Origin of the sequence: Microbispora corallina (assembly GCF_016863035.1) — a bacterium.
Classification (GTDB): Bacteria; Actinomycetota; Actinomycetes; order Streptosporangiales; family Streptosporangiaceae; genus Microbispora; species Microbispora corallina.
This window is the reverse complement of record NZ_BOOC01000032.1, coordinates 85,248-106,940: the sequence shown is the minus strand read 5'-3', so window position 1 is coordinate 106,940 and position 21,693 is coordinate 85,248. Positions and strand designations below refer to the sequence as shown.

The following is a 21,693-nucleotide window of genomic DNA, read 5'->3' as shown; positions in this document are numbered from 1 at the left end:
TTGTTCCGGGGGCGGAAACGGTCGGCGGCGCCGCCGCACCTGCCTCGGCAATCGAGGCTCCCTCGCGTCCGGTGCCCGGAGGGATGGTCACAGCGTCACCTCGATGCCGATCAAGGGGTCAGTGCCACCGCGGAGCCGGTTCCACCAGAACACCAACCGAGCCACGGGATACCTGCGCGACATGAGTCTCCGGACGCGGGCCGTCTGCGCCTCGTCCAGAAGCCGGGCCGTGGCCTCCGCGCTCGGCGCGCCCTCCAGGATGTGGCCCCTGCCGTCGCACGGTGCGACCACGACGGACGAGTTGTCGCGGATGCGTTTGGCCTTGCCGCTGTCTCGCGCCGTCAGCACGAACAGGTCGTCGCCGTCGACGACGAACCCGACCGGGGTCGGTACGGCCCCGCCGTTCCTGCGGAAGGTGGTCAGGCTGATGTGCCGGCTGCGGATGATCTCCCGGTTAGGACTATACCGGAACGAGCGCCCCGGTTATGCGGAGCCCAGTCGCTCGGTCCCGGAGCCTCGCGTCGATGGCTCAGGCGAGTCCGGTACGGCCAGGCCGGCTCGGATCACCGGGTAGACGCGCCGCATCAGGTCGCTGTCGCCGCGGAAGCGGCGCATCGCCTGCAGGCCGACGACCAGGGTCTTGATGTCGGCCGCGTCGAGGTCGGGCCGTACGGTCCCCGCGCGCTGGGCCTGGGCGAGGATCTCGGTCATCATTTCCGTGAACTCCTTCTCGGCGTCGGGCAGCGCCGCCGCCAGGTCGAAGCCACTTCCGGCGAAGGCTTCCGTGAGCCCCAGGTCGGTCGCGCCCTGCTCGGCCATCTGGAAGAGGAACGCGTACAGCCCTTCGCCGGGGTCGGCCGCCGCCTGTGCGCGCGTCCACTCGACGATCTGCCGCAATCGGTCGGCCACGATGGCCTGGAACAACGATTCCTTGGTGGGGAAGTGCCGGTACACCGTGCCGGCGCCCACTCCCGCGCGGCGGGCGATCTCGTCGATCGGGACGCCCGCGCCCTCTTCGGCGAACGTCTCGTAGGCGACCTGCAACACGCGAGCGCGGTTGCGGGCGGCGTCCGCGCGCAGCGGCCGGGGTTTCTCAGTCACAACGACTCTCCTGGACAAGCGGGGCGCGCGTTCCGGTAGGTTCCTAAGCGGAACGAGCGCCCCGATTTTATCTGGAGGAACCATGCCCCGACAGTGGTGGACCATCGCCGACGTGCCCGATCAGCGGGGCCGCGTCGCCGTGATCACCGGGGGCAACACCGGCATCGGCTTCGAGACCGCCACGGTGCTCGCCGCGCGCGGGGCGTCCGTGATCCTCGCCGTACGGGACACGGACAAGGGCAGGCGCGCCGCCGCCGAGATCACCGAGGCCACTCCGGACGCCGACGTCGCGGTGCAACGCCTCGACCTCGCTTCGCTCGCCTCCGTCCGCGCGGCCGCGGACGAACTGCGGGCCACCCGTGACCGCGTCGACCTGCTGATCAACAACGCCGGAATCATGTACGCCTCGCAAGCGACCACGGCGGACGGCTTCGAGCTGCAGTTCGGCACCAATCACCTGGGCCACTTCGCTCTCACCGGGCTGCTGCTCGACAGAATGCTGCATGTCCCCGGCTCGTCAGGTCGAGCGCGCAGTCCTACGACGTGGCCGCCCAGCGTCGGCTGTGGACGATCTCCGAGGACCTGACCGGGGTGACGTTCCCGGTGTGACACAGGCACGTCTCGTCAGATGGCCAGGCCGGGACGTTGGCGCATGCGCCCGTCCGCGCCGAGTTCGAGGACCGTGTCGATCCCGATCCGCTCGAGGAACGCGAAGTCGTGGCTGACGACGAGGAGGGCTCCGCGGTAGGCGTCGAGGGCTTCCGCGAGTTGCTCGACGCTGGCGATGTCGAGGTTGTTGGTGGGTTCGTCGAGGATCAGCAGCTGGGCGGGCGGCTCGGCGAGGAGGAGTCTCGCGAGCGAGACCCGGAAGCGTTCACCGCCTGAGAGGGTGCTGACCGGACGGTCGGCGCTGTCCCCGCGCAGCAGCAGGCGGGCGAGCTGGTTGCGGATCGTCCCGGCCGGTGTGCCGGGAGCGACCGCCTGCACGTTCGCCATGGCGCTCGCGTCCTCATCGAGTCCGTCGAGGCGCTGGGGCAGGTAGCCGACGAGATCGGTCAGGAGTCTCCCGTGCGCCCGGCCGGGCGTCGGCGTTCCGCCATGGAGGAGCTGCTCGACCAACGTCGACTTCCCGGCCCCGTTCGGCCCGACGAGGGCGACTCGCTCCGGCCCCTGGACGACCACGGTGCGGTCGTCGTCGTGGAGCTCGGCGAGGCGGCGGCCGCGCGGTACGTCGGGGTCGGGAAGCGTGAGGTTGATGTGCCCGTCCTCGCGGACGCGTGCGTCGGCGGCGTCGGCGGCGGCCTGGGCGGCCTGGACCTTGTCGTCCAGGGTGGAGCGCAGCGATCCGGCGGATGCCTGCGCCCTGCTGGCCCTGTTGCCGGCCAGGATCTTCGGGATGCCTCCGTCCTTCTGCGTCTTCCTGGCGGTGCGCTCCCTGCGGGCGAGCTTGGTCTCGGCCTCGACCCGCTGCCGTTTCTCGACCTTGAGCGCCTGCTGGGCCGAACGAGCGGCCTGGACGGCGGCGGCCTGCTCCTGTTCCCGGTGCTCCTTCCACGCGCTGTAGGGTCCGCCGAACGTGTCGAGGTTCCCGGCGTAGAGCTCGGTGGTGTTCTCCATGTGCTCCAGGAGTTCGAGGTCGTGGCTGACGACGACGAGCGTTCCGGGCCATTCGTCCACGAACTCGGCGAGCCTGGCCCGGGTGGGCCGGTCGAGGTTGTTGGTGGGCTCGTCGAGCAGCGTGATCGGAGTGCGGCGGATGCGCAGGCCCGTGATGGCGATGAGCATCGCCTCCCCGCCGGAGACCTCGGCGATCCGGCGGTCGAGGTCCGCCGCGGCGAAGCCGATCTGGTGCAGCGCCTCGTCGGCGCGCGCCTCGATGTCCCAGTCGTCGCCGATGGTGTCGAAGTGCCGCTGGTCGACGTCACCGGCCTCGATCGCTCTCATCGCGGCGAGGACGCCGTCGATTCCGAGGAGTCCGGCGACGGTCGTCTCCTGGTGGAGGGTGAGCGTCTGCGGCAGGTAGCCGACCTCGCCGATCGTGTCGATCTGGCCGGACGTCGGGGTCAGGATTCCGGCGATCAGCCGCAGCAGGGTCGACTTCCCGGCGCCGTTGCGGCCGATCAGGCCGGTGCGGCCGGTCGTGAACGTGCCGTTGACGCCGGAGAGTGCGACGGCGCCGTCGGGCCATTCGAACGTCAGGTCGCGGAGGGTGATGGCGGATTTGGTGGACATGGCTGGTGGGTCTCTTCTTTCTGCCCGTCACCGCGGGACGGGTGTGCTGGGGATCAGTGCGCTTGTCGTCCATCGCGCGCGACGTGACAGGTCTCGGAGTGGGACTCGCGGTGCTGCGTGTGATGGCCTTCTGCGAGAGCCGGCGAAGCTGACAGCGGCAACCGGACCCTGGCCAGGTGTCAGTGCGGCAACGGAGTCGATCCCGGCACCGGGGAAGCCCGCCGACGTGCGGCAGCGGGCGGGTCCGCTGTCGGAGCGGAGAGAAGCCGGAAAGACGGCGAGATCGACATCGCAGGTGTTCGCGAGCACGGACTCGTGACCGAGGTCGGTGCGATGCGAACGTACCGGTGAGGTTCACGCAGGAAGGTCGACGCCATGAAGCGGCGGACCAACGGCTCTGCGGGGAGGGAACAGTCGTCACCGATGAGGGAGCGATGCTTCCCGCAGGTGAAAGCCACCGGCAGTTCGGTGGCTAGATTCTGTCGACCTCAATCTCCATGGCCCGGATCGTACCAGTTGTAAGGGTCCTCTCGACTCCTGCCGCGACAGGAGGCGGCCGAGGCCCTTTCGGCATCGGGGCGCACCCGCGCGGGCTGACGACCGCCCGGCGGGGGCCGCGAACGCCGAGCGGAGCCGCACCGACCGGCGTGGTCATCCTGACCTTCGCCGAATGGCTCGAATTAGAAGAATCCGGGGCAAATGTGATCCCAATGTCATAAAGATCCGCGATCGTGGAGGAGTGCGAACGTGGCTCGGCGATCAGGTGAGGAAACGGCTGGGCACGTTCGGTCTGATCGTGCCCTCGATCGCGCAGTGCGCCGTGGGCGCGGCGCTGGCCTGGATCGTCGCCGTTCATCTGCTCGGCCACGCCCACCCCCTCTTCGCACCCATCTCCGTGATGATCTGTGTGGGCCTGGGGTTCGGGCAGCGGCTGCGCAGGGTGGCCGAGCTGGTGGTCGGCGTCAGTCTGGGTGTGGGCATCGGCGACGTGCTGGTGTCCTGGATCGGCTCGGGTCCCTGGCAGCTGGCGCTCGTGATCGCACTGGCGATGACCATCGCGGCGCTGCTGAACAGCGGTGAGCTGTTCGTGTCGCAGGTCGGGTCGTCCGCGGTGCTGGTCACCATGCTGGTGCCGGGCGCGGACGCCGGCGGACTGGACCGAATGGCCGACGCGCTCGCCGGCGGCCTCGTCGGCCTCGTCGCGGTCGCGCTGCTGCCCGCCAGCCCGCTCACCATCGCGGGTAGACATCTGTCCGGCGTACTGGACGCCTTCTCCACGGTGCTGGAGCAGGCGGCGGAGGCGATCGAGAAGGGCGATATGGACCTGGCCGCCGAGGCACTGGAGTGCGGGCGCAGGACCCAGACCGCGGTCGAGGATTTCGCGGCGGCGCTGGAGAACAGCAAGGAGATCATCAGGATCTCGCCGTTGCGCTGGCATCACCGGGCCAGACTGGCCAGGTACACGACCGCCGCCCTGCCGGTGGACCTGGCGCTGCGCAACGCTCGGGTGCTGGTCCGCCGGACGCTCGCGGCGATGGGGGAGGCGAGCCCGCCACCGGTCGCCCTGGCCGAGTTGCTGCGCGAGGTCTCGGAGGCGGCGCTGCTCCTCCAGCTCGAACTGGGGGCTGGGCGGGAACCGATGTTGGCCAGGCAGGCGTTGCTCGCCGTCGCCGCACGGGAGCGGCCCAAGAACCTGGGTTTCTCGGCGAGCGTCATCATCGCGCAGCTGCGCTCCATCGCCGTCGACCTGCTCGAGGCGACCGGCATGGATCACGACGCGGCCTCGGCCACGCTCACCCCGCTGGACGAGCTGAGCGACGAGAGCATCCGCGGCTGAGATCACACGCCCTGCTCACCGTCGCCCTCGATGCCTGCGCCTGACCGGGCCGGGGGACGGCGGCGGTCAGCTCGGGCAGGCGTCGCGGCAGCCGCCCGAGGCTGACGGCGCGGGGCGTTCGTCTCCGATACATCGAAGCGTGTAGCCGTCGTGTATTCGGCGTTCCGCGGTGGTTCCTAGCGTGATGGGCGACCCGCCACGCCCGACCGGGGATGAGGACGCACCTGTGGCCTATCTCTTCACCTTCTGCCGGCTGCTCACGGGGATCGTCTTCCTCATGTCCGCGGTGAGCAAGCTGCGCGGGCGGGCGGCGTACGAGGAGTTCACGGCGGCCACACGCGCCCTCACGCGCCTGCCCGCCCGGCCCGTCGCGGTGCTCGTCGTTGCCGCCGAGGTCGCCGTCGCGCCGCTGCTGGCCTGGCCGCCCACCGCGCTCGCCGGCTTCTGCGTCGCGCTCGGGCTCCTCGTGGCCTTCACCGCGGCCATCGCCGTCGCCGTTCGGCGCGGCAGGCGGGTCCCCTGCCGCTGCTTCGGCGCATCCGCCGTTCCGGTGGGCCCTGGGCATCTCGCGCGCAACGCCGTGCTCATCGTCATGACGGCGGCCGGAGCGATCCAGGCCGGAGCCATCCGGGCCGGAGCGCTTCCTGCCGTATCCGGCGTCGTCCCCGCGGACCTCGGGCCGGCCGGGGTCGCCGCGGTCGCCCTCGCGGCCGGAGCGGCGGCCGTCCTGCTGTCCGCGATCGGCGAGATCGCCGGTCTCTTCACGAGTACACCCTGACGGAGGTAGTCCCTCATGCCGTTCCTGATAGCGCTTGTCCTGGGCGTCGGCGTCCTGTGCCTGATCGACCTGGTGCTGACGGTCGGGGTGATCCGGCGGTTGCGGGCGCACGAGGAGATGCTGCGCGCCAGACCGGTGGCGTCCCCGCCGATCGTGCTCCCGCCCGGGGCGGTGATCGGCGGCTTCTCCGCCGTGAGCACCGACGGCGTCTACGTCTCCGACGAGGCGCTGACCGAGCCGGTCCTCGTCGGCGTCTTCTCGCCCGGCTGCTCCGCCTGCGAGGACCGCCTGCCGCAGTTCGCCGAGCGCGCGCGGTCCTTCCCGGGAGGGCGCGGCAACGTGCTGGCCGTTCTCGTCGGCGCGGAGGAGGAGGTGGCGGACGAGCGGCGGGCGCTGGAGCCGGTCGCGCTGGTGCTGATCGAGGAGTACGGCACCGGCCTGACGAAGGCGTTGCAGGTCAACGGGTTCCCGTCCCTCGCCCTGGTCGACGGGCGCGGGAGGGTCGTCGCCAGCGGGACCACTCTGGAGGACCTCGACAAGATTCCCGTACACGCGTGACGGCGCACGTGCGGGGCCCGGCCGGAGCGCGGGCGGTGGTCGCCGCTCTCGGCATGGCCTGGCGGGCCGGCAGCGGGCTGACCGTCGCCTTCGCCGTCCTCAGCACGCTCATGGCCGTGCTGCCGGTGGCGATCGCCTGGTGCACCAAGCTGGTCCTCGACGAGATCGCCGGCGGGCGGCCCGGGGCCGGGGTGACGGCGGCGCTGGGCGCCGCGCTCGCCGGGTGCGGGGTGCTGACGGCGCTCGGGCCGCAGGTGGTCCAGTACGTCAGGGACGAGAGCGGGCGCAGGATCGGGCTCGTCGCCCAGGACCGCCTCTTCAGGGCCACGGAGCGGTTCGTCGGCCTCGCGAGGTTCGAGGATCCCGCGTTCCTCGACCGGATCCGTATGGCCCAGCGGTACGGCGGGGCGACCCCGGGCCTGGTGGTCTCCGCCGCCCTGGGCGCCGCCAGGACGGTGCTGACCGGTGCCGGCTTCCTCGTCTCCCTCGTGACGATAAGCCCGTGGACGGCCGCCCTCGTGGTCTGCGCCGCGGCGCCGTCCATGGCCGCGGAGCTGTGGCTCTCCCGGCGGCGTGCCGCGATGCTGTGGGGCATCGGCCCGGTCGAGCGCCGCGAGTTCTTCTTCGCTGAGCTTCTCGTCAACGTCCAGGCGGCCAAGGAGCTGAGGCTCTTCGGCATCGGAGCGCATCTGCGCGGGCTGATGGCCGCCCAGCGGCGGGCCGCGAACGCTGAGCGGAGCCGCACCGACCGGCGGGAACTCGGCGTCCAGGCCCTCACAGGGACCACGGCGGCGCTGGCGACCGGGGCCGGCCTGCTGTGGGTTCTCGTCTCCGCGGCGAACGGCACGGGCGGGGCCGGCGACGTCGCGCTGTTCGTCGCCGCCGTCGCCGGAGTCCAGGCGGCGGTGAGCGGTCTCGTCGTCGAACTCGTCACCGCGCACCAGCAGGTGCTGCTGTTCGGGCACTACCTCGCCGTCCTGGACGCCGAGCCGGACCTGCCGGTTCCGTCCCGGCCCCGGCGGGCCGGTCCGCCGCACCGGGGGATCGAGCTGCGCGACGTGTGGTTCCGCTACTCGCCCGGCCATCCCTGGGTCCTGCGCGGCGTCAGCCTGACCATCCCGTACGGCAGCGCGGTGGCGCTCGTCGGGAGGAACGGGGCGGGCAAGAGCAGCGTGGTCAAGCTGCTCTGCCGGATGTACGACCCGGAACGCGGCTCGGTCCTGTGGGACGGGGTCGATCTCAGGGAGATGGACCCGGCGGAGCTTCGGGCCAGGATCGGGGCGGTGTTCCAGGACTACATGGAGTACGACATGACCGCGGCCGAGAACATCGGCCTGGGCGATCTCACCGCGATGGACGACCGGGGGAGGATCGAGGCGGCGGCGCGGAGGGCGGGCGCGCACGACGCCGTGGACGCCCTGCCCCGGGGGTACGACACCATGCTGTCGCGCATCTTCGCCGACCCCGCCGAGGACGACGGCGCCGAGGCGGGTGTCCGCCTGTCGGGCGGGCAGTGGCAGCGGCTCGCCCTCGCCCGTGCCTACCTGCGGGGCGAGCGGGACCTGCTGATCCTGGACGAGCCCAGCTCGGGCCTCGACGCCGAGGCGGAGCACGAGATCCACCGGGGACTGCGGGAGCATCGCCGCGGCCGTACGAGCCTGCTGATCAGCCATCGGCTCGGCGCCGTGCGCGAGGCGGACCACATCGTCGTCCTCGACGGCGGCCAGGTCGCCGAGCGGGGCACGCACGCAGGGCTGCTGGAGCGCGGCGGGATCTACGCCCACATGTTCGCCCTCCAGGCGGAGGGATACCGGCAGGGGGAGAACCGGGACGCGGACGCCCCGCGCGACCGGCTCTCGGGGACACGATGACGCTCGTCCTGGTCGTCCTGCTCGCAGCGGCGCTCGTGGCCGCCGCCGTGGTGGCGGCCGGACAGATCCTGCGCGTCGTCGAGGTTCACGGGGAGAGCATGGAGCCCGGCCTGTGGCCCGGTGACCAGGTCCTCGTGCGGAGACTTCGGCCCGGCCGGGCCGGCCGGCGGGTCCGGCGCGGGGACATCGTCGTCATCGCCCGCGTGGGCCCGGGGGAGGGCTTCACGCTCGACGGCGGCACGAACCTGGTGATCAAGCGGGCGGCGGCCGTGGCCGGGGACCCGATCCCTCCCGGGTTCGAGGCGCTGGGAGAGGCCCTGGGAGAGGTCCACGTGCCGCCGGGACGCCTGCTCGTCCTCGGGGACAACCCCTCGCGGAGCACCGACTCCCGGCAGTGGGGCCTCCTCCCCGAGAGCAGGATCACGGGTGTCGTGCTCCGGCGGCTGAACGCGTGAATCACGTGTATCGAATACAGGTTTCCGTGTATCGCGGTGGTATGTCCGTGACGGCGGCCACTCCTAATGTCGGGGAAAAGGAGTGCTTCGAAGGAGGAACCGAATGACGCGGACGATTCAGCGGCTGGCGGACCGGATGGTCGCCCGGCTGGTCCCGGCCACCCGCGCGGAGGCGGTCAACTGCTGGTACGAGGTCAGCGGCTGCGTCCGCCGCTACTGCTGCAAGGGGTCGGGCGTCAACTACTGCACCAACTGGCAGTACATCTGCTGAACGAGCACAACGGAGCGCTCCGCTGTCGAATACAGGTGTCCGTGTATCGCGGTGGTATGTCCGTGATCGGGGCCGCTCCTAATGTCGGGGAAAAGGGAGTCCTTCAAAGGAGGAACCGAATGACGAAGACGATTCAGCGGCTGGCGGACAAGATGGTCGCCCGCCTCGTCCCGGCCACTCAGGCGGCGGCCACGAGTTGTTCGTACGACTGGGCCGGCTGCTGGCGCCGCACCTGCTGCACCGGCGCGGGGGTCCCCGACGGGGACCGCTACTGCAGCGGTTGGACGCAATGGTGCTGATCCTGACGTCTGCGTGAACCACCAGGCGCGTCCCGCACGCCGGGGCGCGCCCTGTGTATGTCAGTCGCGGTGTGCTCTCCTGTCCGGGCATGAGGCCATCTGCGCCGCGTACAGGCGGGTGAGGCCGTTCATCCGGTAGTGGCCGAGGGTCAGCGGCTCCATCAGACGGAGATCGGCCAGCACGCCGAGCGCCGCCGACGCCGTCCGCCGGTCGCACCCGAGGAGCTCGGCGGCCGCAGCCGGCCCGCAGCCGGCCATGCCGCGCTCGCCGAGGCGGTGGAACAGGGCGAGCGCGCTGCCGGCCGCGGTCCCCCCGCACTGCCGCAGGGCCTGGTAGTCGAGGTCGAGGGCGCCCCGCACGGAAAGGTCGCCGCAGGTCAGCAGGTCGAGCCGGTGCTCCTCGTCGGCCAGCATGTCGGCGAACGCCGCCATCGTCCACTCTCGCCTGACGGCCAGTCGCTTGCCCGCGATCCGCAGCGCGAGCGGCAGGTTGTCGCAGAGCCGGGTCACCCTCCTCACCTGCTCGGGGTCGATCCGGTCCCGGCCGCAGAGCCGGGCGAGCAGTTCGCAGGCCGCGTCGTCCGTCAGGGGAGCGAGCGGCAGGTGGTCCACGTCGTCGAGCGCGGCGAGCACCGTCCTGCTGGTGATGACGAACCGGTAGTCCGGGCTGGCGCCGACCAGCGGGCGCAGCTGCCCCTCGCCGGTCACGTTGTCGAGGAGGACGAGCACGCGCCCCGCGGCCGTGGCCGTCCTGAACTGGAGCGCGGCGTCGTCGAGGTCCGGGGCGATCTCGTCGTCCGCCAGCCCCAGCAGGCTCAGCAGCCGCGCGAGCGTCTCGTACGCGCCGGGGCGGGGAAGGGCCCGCAGATCGACGTGGAGCACGCCGCCGGGGAAGTGCGGCGCCGCCGCCCGGACGGCGGCGAGCGCCAGGGCCGACTTCCCCACCCCCGCCGGGCCGTGGACGGCGACGGGCCGCGGGGCGGAGGCGGTGATCGCCGCCACCACCTCCTTGAGCTCCAGGTCCCGGCCGACGAGGCATCCCGGTGCGGTGAGCGGCGCCGCCTTCGACGTGGGCGCCGGGCGGGACGGGCCGGGGGCGGAAGGCGCGGGAACCGCCCGGAGCGCGGGGTCCCGGTTGAGTATGCTCCGGTGCAGCTCGGCCAGCTCGGGCCCGGGTTCGACGCCCAGCTCCTGCGCGAGGAACGCCCGCGCCTGCCCGTAGGCGGCGAGCGCGGCCGCCGGGTCGCCGGTGCGGTACGACGCGAGCATGAGCGCGCCCCACAGCCGTTCCCTGGTGGGATGGGCGGCCACCGTCTCATGGAGCTCGGCCAGCACGTCGGCGTGCTCGCCCAGCATGAGCCGGGCCTCCGCGAGCGCCTCCAGGGCCAGGCAGCGCTGCTCGGCGAGCGCGTCCAGGCGCGGGCCGAGCGCCGCCGACCTGGGCACGTCCTCGGCGGGGGCGCCCCGCCACCGCGCGAGGGCCGACGACAGGTGCCGCAGCGCCTCCTCCGGCCGCCCGGCGGACAGCGACCGCCTGCCCTGCCGCAGGGCGTCGGCGAACTCGGCCACGTCGAGCTCGCCGGCGCGTACGGCGAGCACGTAGCCGGGCGGCCGGGCCGTCAGCCGGTCGCCTTCGCCGAGTGTGCTCCGCAACCGGTTCACGTAGGTGCGGACGTTGGCGACGGCGGAGCAGGGCGGCTCCTCGTCCCACAGGGCCATGATCAGCCGGTCGATCGACACGACCCGGTTGGGTTCGAGCAGCAGCGCGGTCAGCAGGGCGCGTTGCTTGGGCGTGCCGAGCGGGACCGGCCTGTCGTTCCGCCGGACCTGGACCGGGCCCAGCAGCCCGAACCGGAGGTTCAATCCGCCCTCCGGAGGCCCGAGTGGGCCGACGTTCGCTTCCAGCCGGATGATCGGTGCACGAGGGGACCTCCATAGGCGTCTCGCGAGGAGCGTCTGGGGGGAGCAGCACGAAGATCCCCGTCCCCCGCGAGCCTCCACAAGGTCCGCGGGCGTCCGGAACAGTTCCGTACTCCGCCCGGCTCGGGCGCGATCCGCGCCCAGAAGCTTCGATCAGGTGTGGCCGGGGAGGCCAGGGGTGCTTCCCGTGACGAGATCCGGGCGGTCCACGGTGCGGGAGATCACCTCAGACCTACGAGGGCGCCTACAGGTTCCGGCGGACGGTCATGGCCCGCCCGGTGCTCACGCCCTCACAGGTGCCCGGGGGCCACGGGCCGGAAGCGGAGACGCCGGTGGGCGCGTGCGACGTCGTGGAGGAAGGCGATGTCGCTGGTCAGGTCGCCCCCACCGGGGATCGCCGCGGCCGGCGGGTCCTCGGCGGCCGCCACGCCCCGCGCCTTGGCCCGCAGGGCCGCGGCCAGGGTGGCCGCCTCGACGACGGCCTCCAGGCGCTGGCCTCTCGCGCCCGCCGCCACCGCCGCGGCGCGGGCGGCGGTGGTCACCGCGGGGTCGAAGTACGGGCGCAACGTCATCCGGCCGTCGCGGATCTCGATGACCCTGCGGTACAGCCGAAGCCCCAGGTCCTGAAGCATCAGCAGGTCGAGCAGAGCGGGCACGGGCGGGGCCAGCGCGATCTGCGGGCTCGCCCGGTACAGCGCCAGCCAGAGCGGCCGCAGCGCGTGGTAGGTGTGGCACCGCTGGAGCCAGTCGAGCAGCACGGCCAGGCCGAGGCGTGGCCCCCAGGTCGGCATGGTGGCGCCGACGAGGAACAGGACATAACCGGCGAGGGGTAACAGTTCGTCGAGGAACTGGCTGCAAGCCGATGGGATGTAGTGATAGCCGAAGCGGGCGGAGCCGAACAGCAACGTCTTGTGCAGCTGGTACACCAGACCGAAGGCCGCGCCGAACGCGGCCAGGCGCAGGCCCAGGCGCAGCGTCGGGTTGGTCGTCAGCCTCGCGTATCGCCAGGTCAGGCGCAGCAGGTTCCCGTACGCCGGCATGAGGAACACCGAGTACACGACCCAGTACTCCAGCACCCAGGGCCTGCGGGCGTAATGAGCGGCGAACCGGACGTCGTCCACCGGCGTCGCGGCGAGCGCGAACACGACGGCCAGCGTCGTCACGGCCCCCGCCAGCATCCGGACCTGCGTGCGCCGGTACCGGGCCGCCTCCTCCTGCGAGGACATGGTGAGGATACGCAGCAGCGACTGGGCCGACCACACCGCCACCAGCATGCCGGCGTGCCCGAGGAGCCGGGCGAGGTTCGGGACGCCGCTGATCCGGGCGACGGCGGAGTAGACCGCGGGAGTCAGCACGGTCAAAGCGATGGCGACCGCCACCAGCATCTCGGTCAGCAGCCGCCGAGCGAGGCCGGGCGGACGCCATGACGCGTAGGACAGCAGCGAGACCAGCAGGGCCCACGCCAGGATCGTCGGGCCGTACATGCGCAGCCAGGTTCCCATGGTCGGCCCCTCACGGTCAGTGCTGCTGGTCCGGTGGCCCCGCCTGCGACCAGTCGAGCGCCGCGAGGAGGCGGTTGAGCAGGAGGCTGCCCGGACCGGACGGCCCAGGTCCGGGAGGCCGGCCCGCGCGCTGCCGGATGAGCGACGCGAGCAGCTCGGCCTCCTGCTCCTCGACCGCGGAGTACGTCGTACGCCCCAGCATCCTGCGGACCATCTCGGGATCCAGGCTCGGCATGAGAAGGCGCGTGTGGTCACCGCCGGGGACCGCCGCCCCGTAGTGGTCGCACAGCAGGTGGCTGAGCTCGTGCAGGATGATGTGCTCCTGATGAGGCGGGGTCGTGGACTCCTCGTAGAAGATGAAGTCGCTCGTCTCCGTCGCCACCCACAGCCCCCACAGCCCGGAACGCCCGGCCAGTGGTTGCAGCAGGATCGGCCGGCCCCGCTTGTCCGCCACCGTCCGGCACAGAGCGCGGGCGTCGAACGGAACGGGAAGCGTCAGCTCGTCCAGCCGCGCCTCGCAGCGGCGGCGCAACTCCCGCAGGCCGCTCGACCGGCGTCTCACCGGGATCTCCGGACGGTGGGGGAGTCGTCGGGCGGACTCCCGCCGTGGCGGCCGTCGTCCCGCCCGCCGTGGCGGCGGGCGACGGCGACGGGCCGCGTGCCTGGAGAGCACACGTCAGGCTCCTTGCGAAGGTGGACTGCCGGGCAGCCCTTCGAGCTCGCGGACGCGTTCCACCATCTCGGTGATCGCGTCCAGGGACTTGGGGGACAGGCCCGCCGCGCGGAGCGCGATCTGCCGGACCGACGCGTCCCGCAGCGCGCTCAGCAGGGCCAGCTCGGCGTTGATGCGCTCGGCCGCCTCGTCGTCGAAGAAGTACGCAGGCGGCACGCCGAAGAACCCGGCCAGGGCTTCGAGATGCCGTTTGGTCGGGTTGTCCCGGATGCCCTTACGCAACTGCCACACGTAGGTCGCCGAGATCGTGGGCCCGCCGCGGTCGCGGATGGCCGTGGCGACCTCCTCGAAGCTGTACTCGCCGCCGGCGCGGGGACGGATCGTCCGGAACAGGTGGTTCAGCTTGGCGGCGAGCGTCCGCCCGTCCTCCGGCTCGGTGTCCGGCATTCAACGCCTCCCTGCCCCGCCTCGTCCGAGACGGCCCGGCGCCCGCCAGTCTACCGGCCATCAACTTACTTGAACATTCGTCTCTGAATCTTCACACGCCAGTTGACGCTCCCTCTCATCAAAGTTTACTCTCTCGCATGGATCATCAACTCAGATAAATGGCGCGGCGCAACCATGGACGCCCTGGGGGAGGGCGCGGGGTGAGACGGATGCCGTGAGCCGGCCGGAGACCACCCCCCTCATGCTCGGCGAATCCGGCGGCGCGACGGGACGCAGCTCAGACGAAACGGGAGGAAGAATGCAACCCCAGAAACCCTCGGTCCCCACTTCGGCGGTCCGGGCCGCGACTCGCTGGACGAGAAAGGCGGCGGCGGCCTCCATGGGCCTGGTCCTGGCCTTCGGCGTGCTCCCCGCCGGCGCCGCCCACGCGAACGGGAGGGTGACGTGGAAGAACGTCGGAACCAAGCGCTACCTGGAGGTCTACCAGTCCTCGAAGAAGAAGGGCGCCTACGTCGGCGCGTGGCCGTGGAACGGCAGTAAGACGCAGTACTGGTACGACCAGAAACTCAGCGACAGATACTGGGCCGAGTTCAACTACAACAGCGGGTTGCTGCTCACCGCCTACAACAGTTGCGGCAGCGGAGTCACGCAATGGCCCACGTCCGACGGCCGGCACGTGTATTCCACGCAGGAGTGGAAGGAGAAGCACCTCAGCTCCGATTACGGCTGGGTGCTGATCAACAAGGCGGGATGCAGCGGCGACGCCTGGCACGACATTCTGTCGATCAGCCTCGAACACCCAAGCCTGTATCAGGTCTTCCTATATTCCGAAAAGTCGGGCGGATGCAGCCTCGCGCTCTGGCCGGACGAGATGGGGCCCAGCAACTACTGCACCTGGAAATAGGAAGTCGAGGAGATCATGAGTACCCACATCCGTGAGACGGGCGGTTCGCAGGGGCGCGGGACCCGGGTTCTGGTGGTGACGCTGGGCGTGGCCGTACTGGCCATCGGAGGCGTCGCGGCGGCCAAGGCCGGACCGGGAGGGCCCGGCGCCGGCAACCCGCCCCCCAGCGCCACCCCCAGCGCCACCCCCAGTGGGCCCGTCGTGCAGCCCACCGAGGCGCCGCCGACACCCGAGCCCGATCCGTCGGAGACGGCGTCCCCGCCGCCTCTCGGACCGATCCCGACGATCACCAGTCGTGACCCGATCGCCATGCCGCTGGATCCGGTGATGACCTCGCTGAGCGACATCAACCTCCTTGACAACGCCGCCGAGTTGAAGGCCCGCGACTGCATGAGGTCGCTCGGCTTCACGACATGGACCGCCGGCGCGATTCCCGGCCCCGCCGACGACAAGGAGAACGACGTCCTCGACTACCTCCCGCCCGCGGACGCCGGCCAGACCGGCTATCCCTCGATCTTCTCGGACCTGTCCGGCGAGACGAACGTCGGCGCCGCGTCCGCTCTCAGCCAGGACGCCGTGCGCGCGTACATCGGCGCCGAGGCCCAGACGGCCGGCGGCGCCGCGGTCCCCGACGGCGGGTGCGAGGCGGAAGGCGACAGGCAGGTGAAGGGCGGTACGACGCAGCTTCCGGTGGATCCCCGCTTCCTCGCCGGCCAGGCGAAGTTCTCGGCGCTCCGGGACGACCGGATGCAGCAGGTCTTCGCGGCCTGGAGCGCCTGCATGGACCGCAAGGGCCTCCACTACGACGACCCCCTGAGCGCGCAGACCGATCCGCGCTGGGGAGAGCGGCCCTCCGGCACCCCGGCCGGCGCCGAGGAGAAGGCCACCGCGGCCGCCGACGCGGGCTGCCAGGCGGAGACCAACCTCGTCGGTACGTACAAGGCCCTCGAGATCGCCTACCAGAAGCAGTTCCTCGCCGAGAACCAGGCGGACCTCACAACCGCCCTTACGACGTTCAAGTCATGGGTCTCGCACGCCAGATCCATCATCGCCGTGAACTGACCGCGATCACCTGACGTCCGCCGCGTCCCGCTGACGAGCCTGCCGGTCACAGACGGCCCCGGCGGATCACCCCGTGTTCCTCGCAGCACGCCGGCTCGCCGGTCCCCACCGCGAGCCGGCGTGCGCAGTTCCGCACGTCCCCGCGTGCGTACTCCCCCCGAGTGGAGGGTCACGAATGAAAGCGCACCGGCGCTTGGCCTTACTGTCCGTCACAAGCCTCATCTGTCCACTTCTGGCGGTCCCTCCTGCCTCCGCCGCCGGGCCGCCGCCCACTCCCGCCGCCGCGTCACCGGCGGCGACGCCGCCGCAGCCGCCCCCCACGGCGAGCACGATCGAGCCGGCCAGACGGGACGCGGTGCTGCCGAAGGACTGGCGCACCTCCGGTGATCTGGCCTGGACGACCAACGGCGACGCGAACGGGTTCCACCTGCTGGCCGCGGACGCCTCCAGCGGATACACCTGGCGTACGGTCGCCACCCTCGCCGAGCCGGGGCTGGAGACCGACCGGTGGATCGGGAACGCGTGCCTGACCGCCTCGGGACGCCGCGCCGTGGTCGTCTACGCGCCCAGGGCGTTCACCAACAAGGCCGAGCTGGCCCGCAGAGGGGCGTTCACGGCGGTGGTGGACATGCGGTCGGGAGCCGTCACGAAGCTTCCCTTCACCACGAGTCTTTCCTACTTCAACCCCGGGTGCGGGACGGGGGAGTCGGCGGTCCTCACCCAGGAGGGCGACGAGGACCTCGGCGCCACCCGGCTCATCCCGCTCGCGGCCGACACCGGCAAGGCCGGACGGCCGCTCAAGTTCCCCGGGCAGGTCACCTCGGCCGTTCCCGCGAGTGACGGGATCGTGGCCGCCAGAGGCAACAGGATCGTGCGCTTCGGCGCCGACGGCACGACGAAGGCCCTCGCGGCGACCACCAACGTCCCGTTCGACCTGCGCGTCGACGCCGAGGGCGGGGTGAACTACCTGGACCGGCTCGACGACCAGGTCCGGGTCCAGCGCACGGTCGGCCGGAAGACCACGACGCTCGCGGACGGGGGACTCCACGACGTCGGCCTGTCCGCCGGCGCGGGCGGACGGGTGTTCATCACCGGACATCCCACCAGGCTCACGGCCCTGCCGTCGCCGGTCCGGCACCTCGACGTCCCCGCGGAGGCGCAGGTCTCCACCGAGGGGCAGGCGGCGCTGACCGGGGTCGACTTCGCGGACCCGGCCAAGCGGAGGATCGGAGCCCCGGTCGACCCCGAGCATCCCGAACCCGTGGAGGTGAAACAGCTGATCCCGGCGACGGGCGCGTCGGTGGACTTCCGGGTCGAACCCGGGGCGGGCACGAGCGGCAGGTACGCGGAGGGCCGTGCGCCGGTTCGCCTGCCCGCTGCCACGCCGGGCGTCCACCCGGCTCTCACGGCCGCCGCGTCATCCAGCAGCCCCGTCGACGACGACAGGTACTGCTCGGTGCCCCGCAACGACCTGAAATCGCAGACCTACCAGCCGACCGCGCGGCAGGTGGAGTGGGCGGTCGACATGGCGGTGGTGGGGAGGCTCGACGTCAGCCGCCCCACCCACGGGACCGGCCTGCCCTCGTACACCCCGCAGGGGATGTTCCCCGTCCCGGCGCTGGCCGGGGGAGGGCACGTCCCGCCGCAGGTGTTCCTCGGCATCCTCTCCCAGGAGTCGAACCTGTGGCAGGCCGACCGTTACGGCGAGCCCGGCGAGTACAGCAACCCTCTGATCGGGAACTTCTACGGCCTCAAGGCGGACAGCACCACAGGGGAGATCACCGACTGGTCCATCCACTGGGACGACGCCGACTGCGGGTACGGGATCTCCCAGATGACCGACGGCATGCGCATGGCCGGCCATCCGCGGGACGAGGACGAGAAGATCCTGCCGGAGGTGCAGCAGCGGGCGATCGCGCTGGACTACGCCGCCAACATCGCCGCCGGCCTGAAGCTCGTCTCCGACAAGTGGAACGAGCTGTACCCGATCATGAGGGTCAACAACGGCGACCCCACCCGGATCGAGAACTGGTACTTCGCCACCTGGGCCTACAACAGCGGCTTCCACGCGCAGTCGGATGCGGGCAAGAACCACGGCGTCTGGGGTCTCGGCTGGTTCAACAACCCGGCCAACCCCCGCTACAGCCCCTCCCGGTACCCGTTCCTGTACAACAACTCCTGGTCCGACGCCGCGCACCCGGAGCGCTGGACCTACCCGGAGAAGGTCCTGGGGTTCGCGTCGTGGTCCATCGACACCCCCGACGGCCCCGGCTTCCGGCCGGCCTGGTGGAACACCGACGACCAGCGCCTCCACGCCACGCCGCCGTACCCGCAGTTCTGCGACTCGTCGAACGACTGCGAGTGGGGGAAGTCGTACCAGCCCACCGACCCCGAGGTGTCGTCCGAGAAGCCGGGGCCCTGCGCGCACCAGTACAACGGCCTGTACGACCTGCACTGCTACTACCACCAGTCCTCGACGTGGAAGCCGGACTGCGCGACCACGTGCGGGCACGAGCTGATCCGTTTCGACCCGCCGTACCCCGAGCCGCCGGACGGCACCCACTTCCCGCCGCAGTGCGACCAGAGGGCCGGTCTGCCCTCCGGCGCGCTGGTGATCGACGACGTCCCCGACGGCACCTTCATCCCGAGATGCGGCAGGACGATGAGCAGCTCGGGCCGGTTCAGCTTCGACTTCGACCCGTACGACCGCAGCACCGGCACCTACACGGCCAAGATCGACCTGCATCAGCTCGGCGGCGGCAGCGGCGGGCACTTCTGGTTCGTCCACACTCGTGCGGCGGGCGACCAGTTCGCGGTGAAGGGAACCTGGACGCTCGACCGGTCCGTCAACGGCTGGGCCCGCGTCCTGGTCCACGTCCCCGACCACGGCGCGCACACCCGGCAGGCGGTCTACACCCTCAACGACGCGCTCACCTCATCCCGGGCCATACAACAGCGCATCCAGGCCAACAAATGGGTCTCCCTCGGCGTGTTCCGGTTCGACGGGACACCCGAGATCACGTTGGGCAACGAGACCGCCGACGGGACCGGGGACGAGGACCTCGCCTGGGACGCCGTCGCGGTCCAGCCGCTGCCGCGCAAACCGAGGGACTTCGTGGTGGCGATGGGCGACTCCTACTCCTCGGGTGAGGGGGTCTCCGCGAAGAGCGACCCCACCGACTACTACAAGGAGACCGACGTCGACGGCCACGACAAGCAGTGGCGGGACGCGTGCCACCGCTCCCCGTACGCCTGGTCGCGGCGGGCGGCGCTGACCGACGTCCCCGAGTACACCATCGGATACCGCGCCGAGCACTGGGACCTCGGCACCGAGGACCTGGACTACCACTTCACCGCCTGTTCCGGCGCGGTGACGGACAACGTCCTCAAGGATCCGCAGTATCACGAGCTGCCGCAGATCTCCCAGGGATACCTGGACGAGAACACGACGCTGGTGATGCTGTCCATCGGCGGAAACGACGCCGGCTTCTCCGACGTGATCAAGCAGTGCCTCGTGCTGTCGACCCCCCAGGACTGCCAGGACACCCCCTTGCCGGGAGAGAACGTCTCCCTGCAGATCGCCGAGCCGCAGCGGATCAAGGGGCCGGTGCGTGACGCGGTCAGGAGCACTCTGCTGCGGATCCACCAGGAGGCCCCCAACGCCAAAATCCTCCTGATGGGATATCCGAGGCTGCTGAGCAACCTCGGCGTGTGCGTCATCGGGGTCAGCCCGAGCGAGGCGTCGTGGATCAACCAGATGGCCGGGCTCCTCGACGACACGCTCAGCGGTCTCGCCGACGAGCTCACCGGCACGGGCGTCCCCGTGTGGTTCTCCGACCCGCAGGACGACTTCGACGGCCAGGGCGTCTGCGGCTCGCCGGAGAGGATCCACGGGCTCGTCCTGGACCGTACGCCGGGGGACCCTCCGGTGACGGACTCACCCGTGTCCCTGCAGTCGTTCCACCCGACACTCGACGGCGCGGGGAACTACGCCGACGCGGCCGACGCGACGCTGCGGAAGATGGGGCTGTAACAGCCATCGCCTAGCGGACACCCCGCCTCCCGTACCGGGCAGGCGGGGTCTTCGCATATGTGCTGACCTTTCGCGATTCCCCTCAATAGGCGCGCGAAAGGCGTTCGATAGCGGATGCGGGCAGCCTGCGAGATGTCCGGGACCTGACCCGTTCACCTCCCGGACCACATGGCCGAAGCGATCACTCCCCATGGTGTCCGGCCCCGCGGATCCGGACCCGCACATGCCGTCTGCTCACAGGTCCCTCGGCGGGCGCGGTGGCCCGATGAACGCGCCGCCGATCGTCGCCCCAGCCTTCCAATCCCCGACCACCCGGCCCGACGCCCACGACGCCGTGCCACGCGACCATCCCCGCCGCGCGGCAGCCGGTCGCCCCGCCCATGCCACGGACACGCCGAAAGAAATCCGAGGAAAACCGATGAAACACAGGGATGTGGAACTGCTCGCGATTGGCGCCGGACCTGCGAACCTGGCCCTCGCCGTGGCCCTCGAAGAGCTCGCCCCCGGAGGGCTGGCCACCGGCTCACTGGTGATCGAGCAGGCCGGAACGGTGGCGTGGCAGCCGGGGATGCTGCTGCCGGAGGCGCAGAGCCAGGTCTCCTTCCTCAAGGATCTCGTCACCCTGCGCAACCCGTGCAGCCGGTTCTCGTTCGTGAACTACCTGCACGCGGTGGGCAGGCTCAGCGAGTTCATCAACGTCGGCAGCCTCTGGCCGTACCGGATCGAGATCTCCGACTACCTCGCCTGGGTCGCCGACTCCCTCAGCCGGGTGCGGCTCGAGTACAACCGGCGCTGCACCGCCGTCGAGCCGCTGCGGGACGCCGAGGGCGCGCTGACCGGCTGGCTGACCCGCCTCGCCGACGGCTCGACGATCCGCAGCCGCTACCTCGTCATGGGGATCGGCAGGGACGTCCACGTGCCCGAGGCGTTCGCCGCCCTGCCGGCGCGGCGCGTCGTCCACAGCACCAGGTACGTCCAGCGGATCGCGGAGCTGCCCAAGGGGGTGCCGTACCGGGTGGCGGTGATCGGCGGCGGGCAGAGCGCGGCCGAGATGTTCGACGCCGTGCAGCGCGACCTGCCGGGCTGCCAGCCGACCCTGGTGATGCGGTCGATCGGCCTGAAGACGTACGAGAACAGCAAGTTCACCAACGAGCTGTACTTCCCGTCCGCGGTGGACGCCTTCTTCGGCGCCCGGCAGGAGGCGCGGCGGCAGATCCTCGACGAGATGCACATCACCAACTACTCGGGCCTGAACCCGGCCACGCTCGACAAGCTGTACCACGCGCTGTACCTCGACCGGCTGACCGGCAAGGGACGGCTGCGCGTGGTCACGATGCACGACGTGACCTCGGCCCGGGAGGACAGCGACGAGGTCGTGCTGGAGCTGACCGACCGCAGGACGGGCGAGACGGAGGAGCTGCGGTGCGACCTGGTGCTGCTCGGCACCGGGTTCGTACGGGCGATGCCGGGCCTGGTGCGCGGTCTCGCCGGCGCGCTCGGCCTGGAGGACGTCTCGGTGAACCGCACCTACCGGCTCGCCGTCCCCGGCCCCGCGACCGCGGCCTGCTACCTGCAGGGGGTCAACGAGGCGACGCACGGCATCGCCGACTCGCTGCTCAGCATGCAGGCCGTACGCGCCTGGGAGATCACCGCCGACATCCTGGCCGACCGGGCGGAGGGCGGGCCGCGGAGCCTCGCCGCCGTGCCGTCGCAGGCCGTCGCCGTACCCGTCCCCGCCAACTGAGAGTGC

The 21,693-nt window shown here is 71.3% G+C and carries 19 protein-coding genes; 12 read left to right on the top strand and 7 right to left on the bottom strand.

Features of this window, described 5'->3' with window-relative positions; translation table 11 throughout:
* Positions 1-87: 87 nt before the first annotated feature.
* Positions 88-444 (bottom strand): PPOX class F420-dependent oxidoreductase, encoded by a 357-nt coding sequence (locus tag Mco01_RS28345; RefSeq protein ID WP_275410596.1) that lies wholly within the window; start codon positions 442-444, stop codon positions 88-90.
* Between the two features lie 39 nt (positions 445-483).
* Positions 484-1,101 carry a TetR/AcrR family transcriptional regulator gene (locus Mco01_RS28340; RefSeq protein WP_239103966.1) on the bottom strand — a complete coding sequence of 206 codons (618 nt, stop codon included), beginning with the start codon at positions 1,099-1,101 and terminating at the stop codon, positions 484-486.
* An 82-nt stretch (positions 1,102-1,183) separates the two neighbouring features.
* On the opposite strand from Mco01_RS28340, the gene Mco01_RS28335 reads away from it, so the two are divergent.
* Positions 1,184-1,687: an SDR family NAD(P)-dependent oxidoreductase gene (locus Mco01_RS28335; RefSeq protein WP_204059915.1), complete on the top strand. Its 504-nt coding sequence runs from the start codon at positions 1,184-1,186 to the stop codon at positions 1,685-1,687.
* Positions 1,688-1,725: 38 nt separating this feature from the next.
* Here Mco01_RS28335 and Mco01_RS28330 read toward each other — a convergent pair whose 3' ends face one another.
* Positions 1,726-3,333, bottom strand: a complete 1,608-nt coding sequence (locus Mco01_RS28330) for an ABC-F family ATP-binding cassette domain-containing protein (RefSeq protein WP_204059914.1) — start codon at positions 3,331-3,333, stop codon at positions 1,726-1,728.
* A gap of 739 nt (positions 3,334-4,072) precedes the next feature.
* Here Mco01_RS28330 and Mco01_RS28325 point away from each other — a divergent pair.
* From Mco01_RS28325 to Mco01_RS28295, 7 genes are all read left to right on the top strand, one after another.
* Positions 4,073-5,170, top strand: coding sequence for an FUSC family protein (locus Mco01_RS28325; RefSeq protein WP_204059913.1), 1,098 nt, complete (start codon positions 4,073-4,075; stop codon positions 5,168-5,170).
* A 226-nt stretch (positions 5,171-5,396) separates the two neighbouring features.
* On the top strand, positions 5,397-5,948 hold the full coding sequence (locus Mco01_RS28320; RefSeq protein ID WP_204059912.1) for a MauE/DoxX family redox-associated membrane protein: 552 nt from the start codon (positions 5,397-5,399) through the stop codon (positions 5,946-5,948).
* 15 nt (positions 5,949-5,963) lie between these two features.
* Positions 5,964-6,506 (top strand): thioredoxin domain-containing protein, encoded by a 543-nt coding sequence (locus tag Mco01_RS28315; RefSeq protein ID WP_204059911.1) that lies wholly within the window; start codon positions 5,964-5,966, stop codon positions 6,504-6,506.
* Positions 6,503-8,377 carry an ABC transporter ATP-binding protein gene (locus Mco01_RS28310; protein ID WP_239103965.1) on the top strand — a complete coding sequence of 625 codons (1,875 nt, stop codon included), beginning with the start codon at positions 6,503-6,505 and terminating at the stop codon, positions 8,375-8,377. Before Mco01_RS28315 ends, Mco01_RS28310 begins: the two co-directional genes overlap by 4 nt.
* The gene (locus Mco01_RS28305; protein WP_204059910.1) at positions 8,374-8,832 is read left to right on the top strand and encodes a S26 family signal peptidase; all 459 of its coding nucleotides are present in this window, start codon (positions 8,374-8,376) and stop codon (positions 8,830-8,832) included. The genes Mco01_RS28310 and Mco01_RS28305 overlap by 4 nt, the downstream gene beginning before the upstream one ends.
* 103 nt (positions 8,833-8,935) lie before the next feature.
* Entirely contained in the window at positions 8,936-9,103 is a 168-nt protein-coding gene (locus tag Mco01_RS28300; RefSeq protein ID WP_204059909.1) for a hypothetical protein, read from the top strand.
* A 119-nt stretch (positions 9,104-9,222) separates the two neighbouring features.
* Positions 9,223-9,402 carry a hypothetical protein gene (locus Mco01_RS28295; protein WP_204059908.1) on the top strand — a complete coding sequence of 60 codons (180 nt, stop codon included), beginning with the start codon at positions 9,223-9,225 and terminating at the stop codon, positions 9,400-9,402.
* 60 nt (positions 9,403-9,462) lie between these two features.
* On the opposite strand, the gene Mco01_RS28290 is transcribed toward Mco01_RS28295, so the two are convergent.
* From Mco01_RS28290 to Mco01_RS28275, 4 genes are all read right to left on the bottom strand, one after another.
* Entirely contained in the window at positions 9,463-11,265 is a 1,803-nt protein-coding gene (locus Mco01_RS28290; protein ID WP_204059907.1) for an AfsR/SARP family transcriptional regulator, read from the bottom strand.
* 347 nt (positions 11,266-11,612) lie between these two features.
* A complete protein-coding gene (locus tag Mco01_RS28285) occupies positions 11,613-12,824 on the bottom strand; it encodes an MAB_1171c family putative transporter (protein ID WP_204059906.1) in 1,212 nt (403 codons plus the stop codon).
* Between the two features lie 16 nt (positions 12,825-12,840).
* The gene (locus Mco01_RS28280; RefSeq protein ID WP_204059905.1) at positions 12,841-13,386 is read right to left on the bottom strand and encodes a hypothetical protein; all 546 of its coding nucleotides are present in this window, start codon (positions 13,384-13,386) and stop codon (positions 12,841-12,843) included.
* A 114-nt stretch (positions 13,387-13,500) separates the two neighbouring features.
* Positions 13,501-13,944 (bottom strand): helix-turn-helix domain-containing protein, encoded by a 444-nt coding sequence (locus Mco01_RS28275; protein WP_204059904.1) that lies wholly within the window; start codon positions 13,942-13,944, stop codon positions 13,501-13,503.
* A 298-nt stretch (positions 13,945-14,242) separates the two neighbouring features.
* On the opposite strand from Mco01_RS28275, the gene Mco01_RS28270 reads away from it, so the two are divergent.
* From Mco01_RS28270 to Mco01_RS28255, 4 genes are all read left to right on the top strand, one after another.
* The gene (locus Mco01_RS28270) at positions 14,243-14,848 is read left to right on the top strand and encodes an RICIN domain-containing protein (RefSeq protein WP_204059903.1); all 606 of its coding nucleotides are present in this window, start codon (positions 14,243-14,245) and stop codon (positions 14,846-14,848) included.
* Between the two features lie 15 nt (positions 14,849-14,863).
* Positions 14,864-15,910 carry a hypothetical protein gene (locus Mco01_RS28265; RefSeq protein ID WP_204059902.1) on the top strand — a complete coding sequence of 349 codons (1,047 nt, stop codon included), beginning with the start codon at positions 14,864-14,866 and terminating at the stop codon, positions 15,908-15,910.
* A gap of 355 nt (positions 15,911-16,265) precedes the next feature.
* Positions 16,266-19,943 (top strand): GDSL-type esterase/lipase family protein, encoded by a 3,678-nt coding sequence (locus Mco01_RS28260; RefSeq protein ID WP_204059901.1) that lies wholly within the window; start codon positions 16,266-16,268, stop codon positions 19,941-19,943.
* Between the two features lie 418 nt (positions 19,944-20,361).
* Positions 20,362-21,687: a lysine N(6)-hydroxylase/L-ornithine N(5)-oxygenase family protein gene (locus tag Mco01_RS28255; RefSeq protein ID WP_204059900.1), complete on the top strand. Its 1,326-nt coding sequence runs from the start codon at positions 20,362-20,364 to the stop codon at positions 21,685-21,687.
* Positions 21,688-21,693: the final 6 nt, after the last annotated feature.

What these genes read in the sequence shown, in the direction of transcription:
- Mco01_RS28335 (WP_204059915.1), top strand. Translation starts at nt 1,184, where the DNA reads ATGCCCCGACAGTGGTGGACCATCGCCGACGTGCCCGATCAGCGGGGC.
- Mco01_RS28330 (WP_204059914.1), bottom strand. Translation starts at nt 3,333, where the DNA reads ATGTCCACCAAATCCGCCATCACCCTCCGCGACCTGACGTTCGAATGG.
- Mco01_RS28315 (WP_204059911.1), top strand. Translation starts at nt 5,964, where the DNA reads ATGCCGTTCCTGATAGCGCTTGTCCTGGGCGTCGGCGTCCTGTGCCTG.
- Mco01_RS28305 (WP_204059910.1), top strand. Translation starts at nt 8,374, where the DNA reads ATGACGCTCGTCCTGGTCGTCCTGCTCGCAGCGGCGCTCGTGGCCGCC.
- Mco01_RS28300 (WP_204059909.1), top strand. Translation starts at nt 8,936, where the DNA reads ATGACGCGGACGATTCAGCGGCTGGCGGACCGGATGGTCGCCCGGCTG.
- Mco01_RS28295 (WP_204059908.1), top strand. Translation starts at nt 9,223, where the DNA reads ATGACGAAGACGATTCAGCGGCTGGCGGACAAGATGGTCGCCCGCCTC.
- Mco01_RS28285 (WP_204059906.1), bottom strand. Translation starts at nt 12,824, where the DNA reads ATGGGAACCTGGCTGCGCATGTACGGCCCGACGATCCTGGCGTGGGCC.
- Mco01_RS28275 (WP_204059904.1), bottom strand. Translation starts at nt 13,944, where the DNA reads ATGCCGGACACCGAGCCGGAGGACGGGCGGACGCTCGCCGCCAAGCTG.
- Mco01_RS28270 (WP_204059903.1), top strand. Translation starts at nt 14,243, where the DNA reads ATGCAACCCCAGAAACCCTCGGTCCCCACTTCGGCGGTCCGGGCCGCG.
- Mco01_RS28265 (WP_204059902.1), top strand. Translation starts at nt 14,864, where the DNA reads ATGAGTACCCACATCCGTGAGACGGGCGGTTCGCAGGGGCGCGGGACC.
- Mco01_RS28255 (WP_204059900.1), top strand. Translation starts at nt 20,362, where the DNA reads ATGAAACACAGGGATGTGGAACTGCTCGCGATTGGCGCCGGACCTGCG.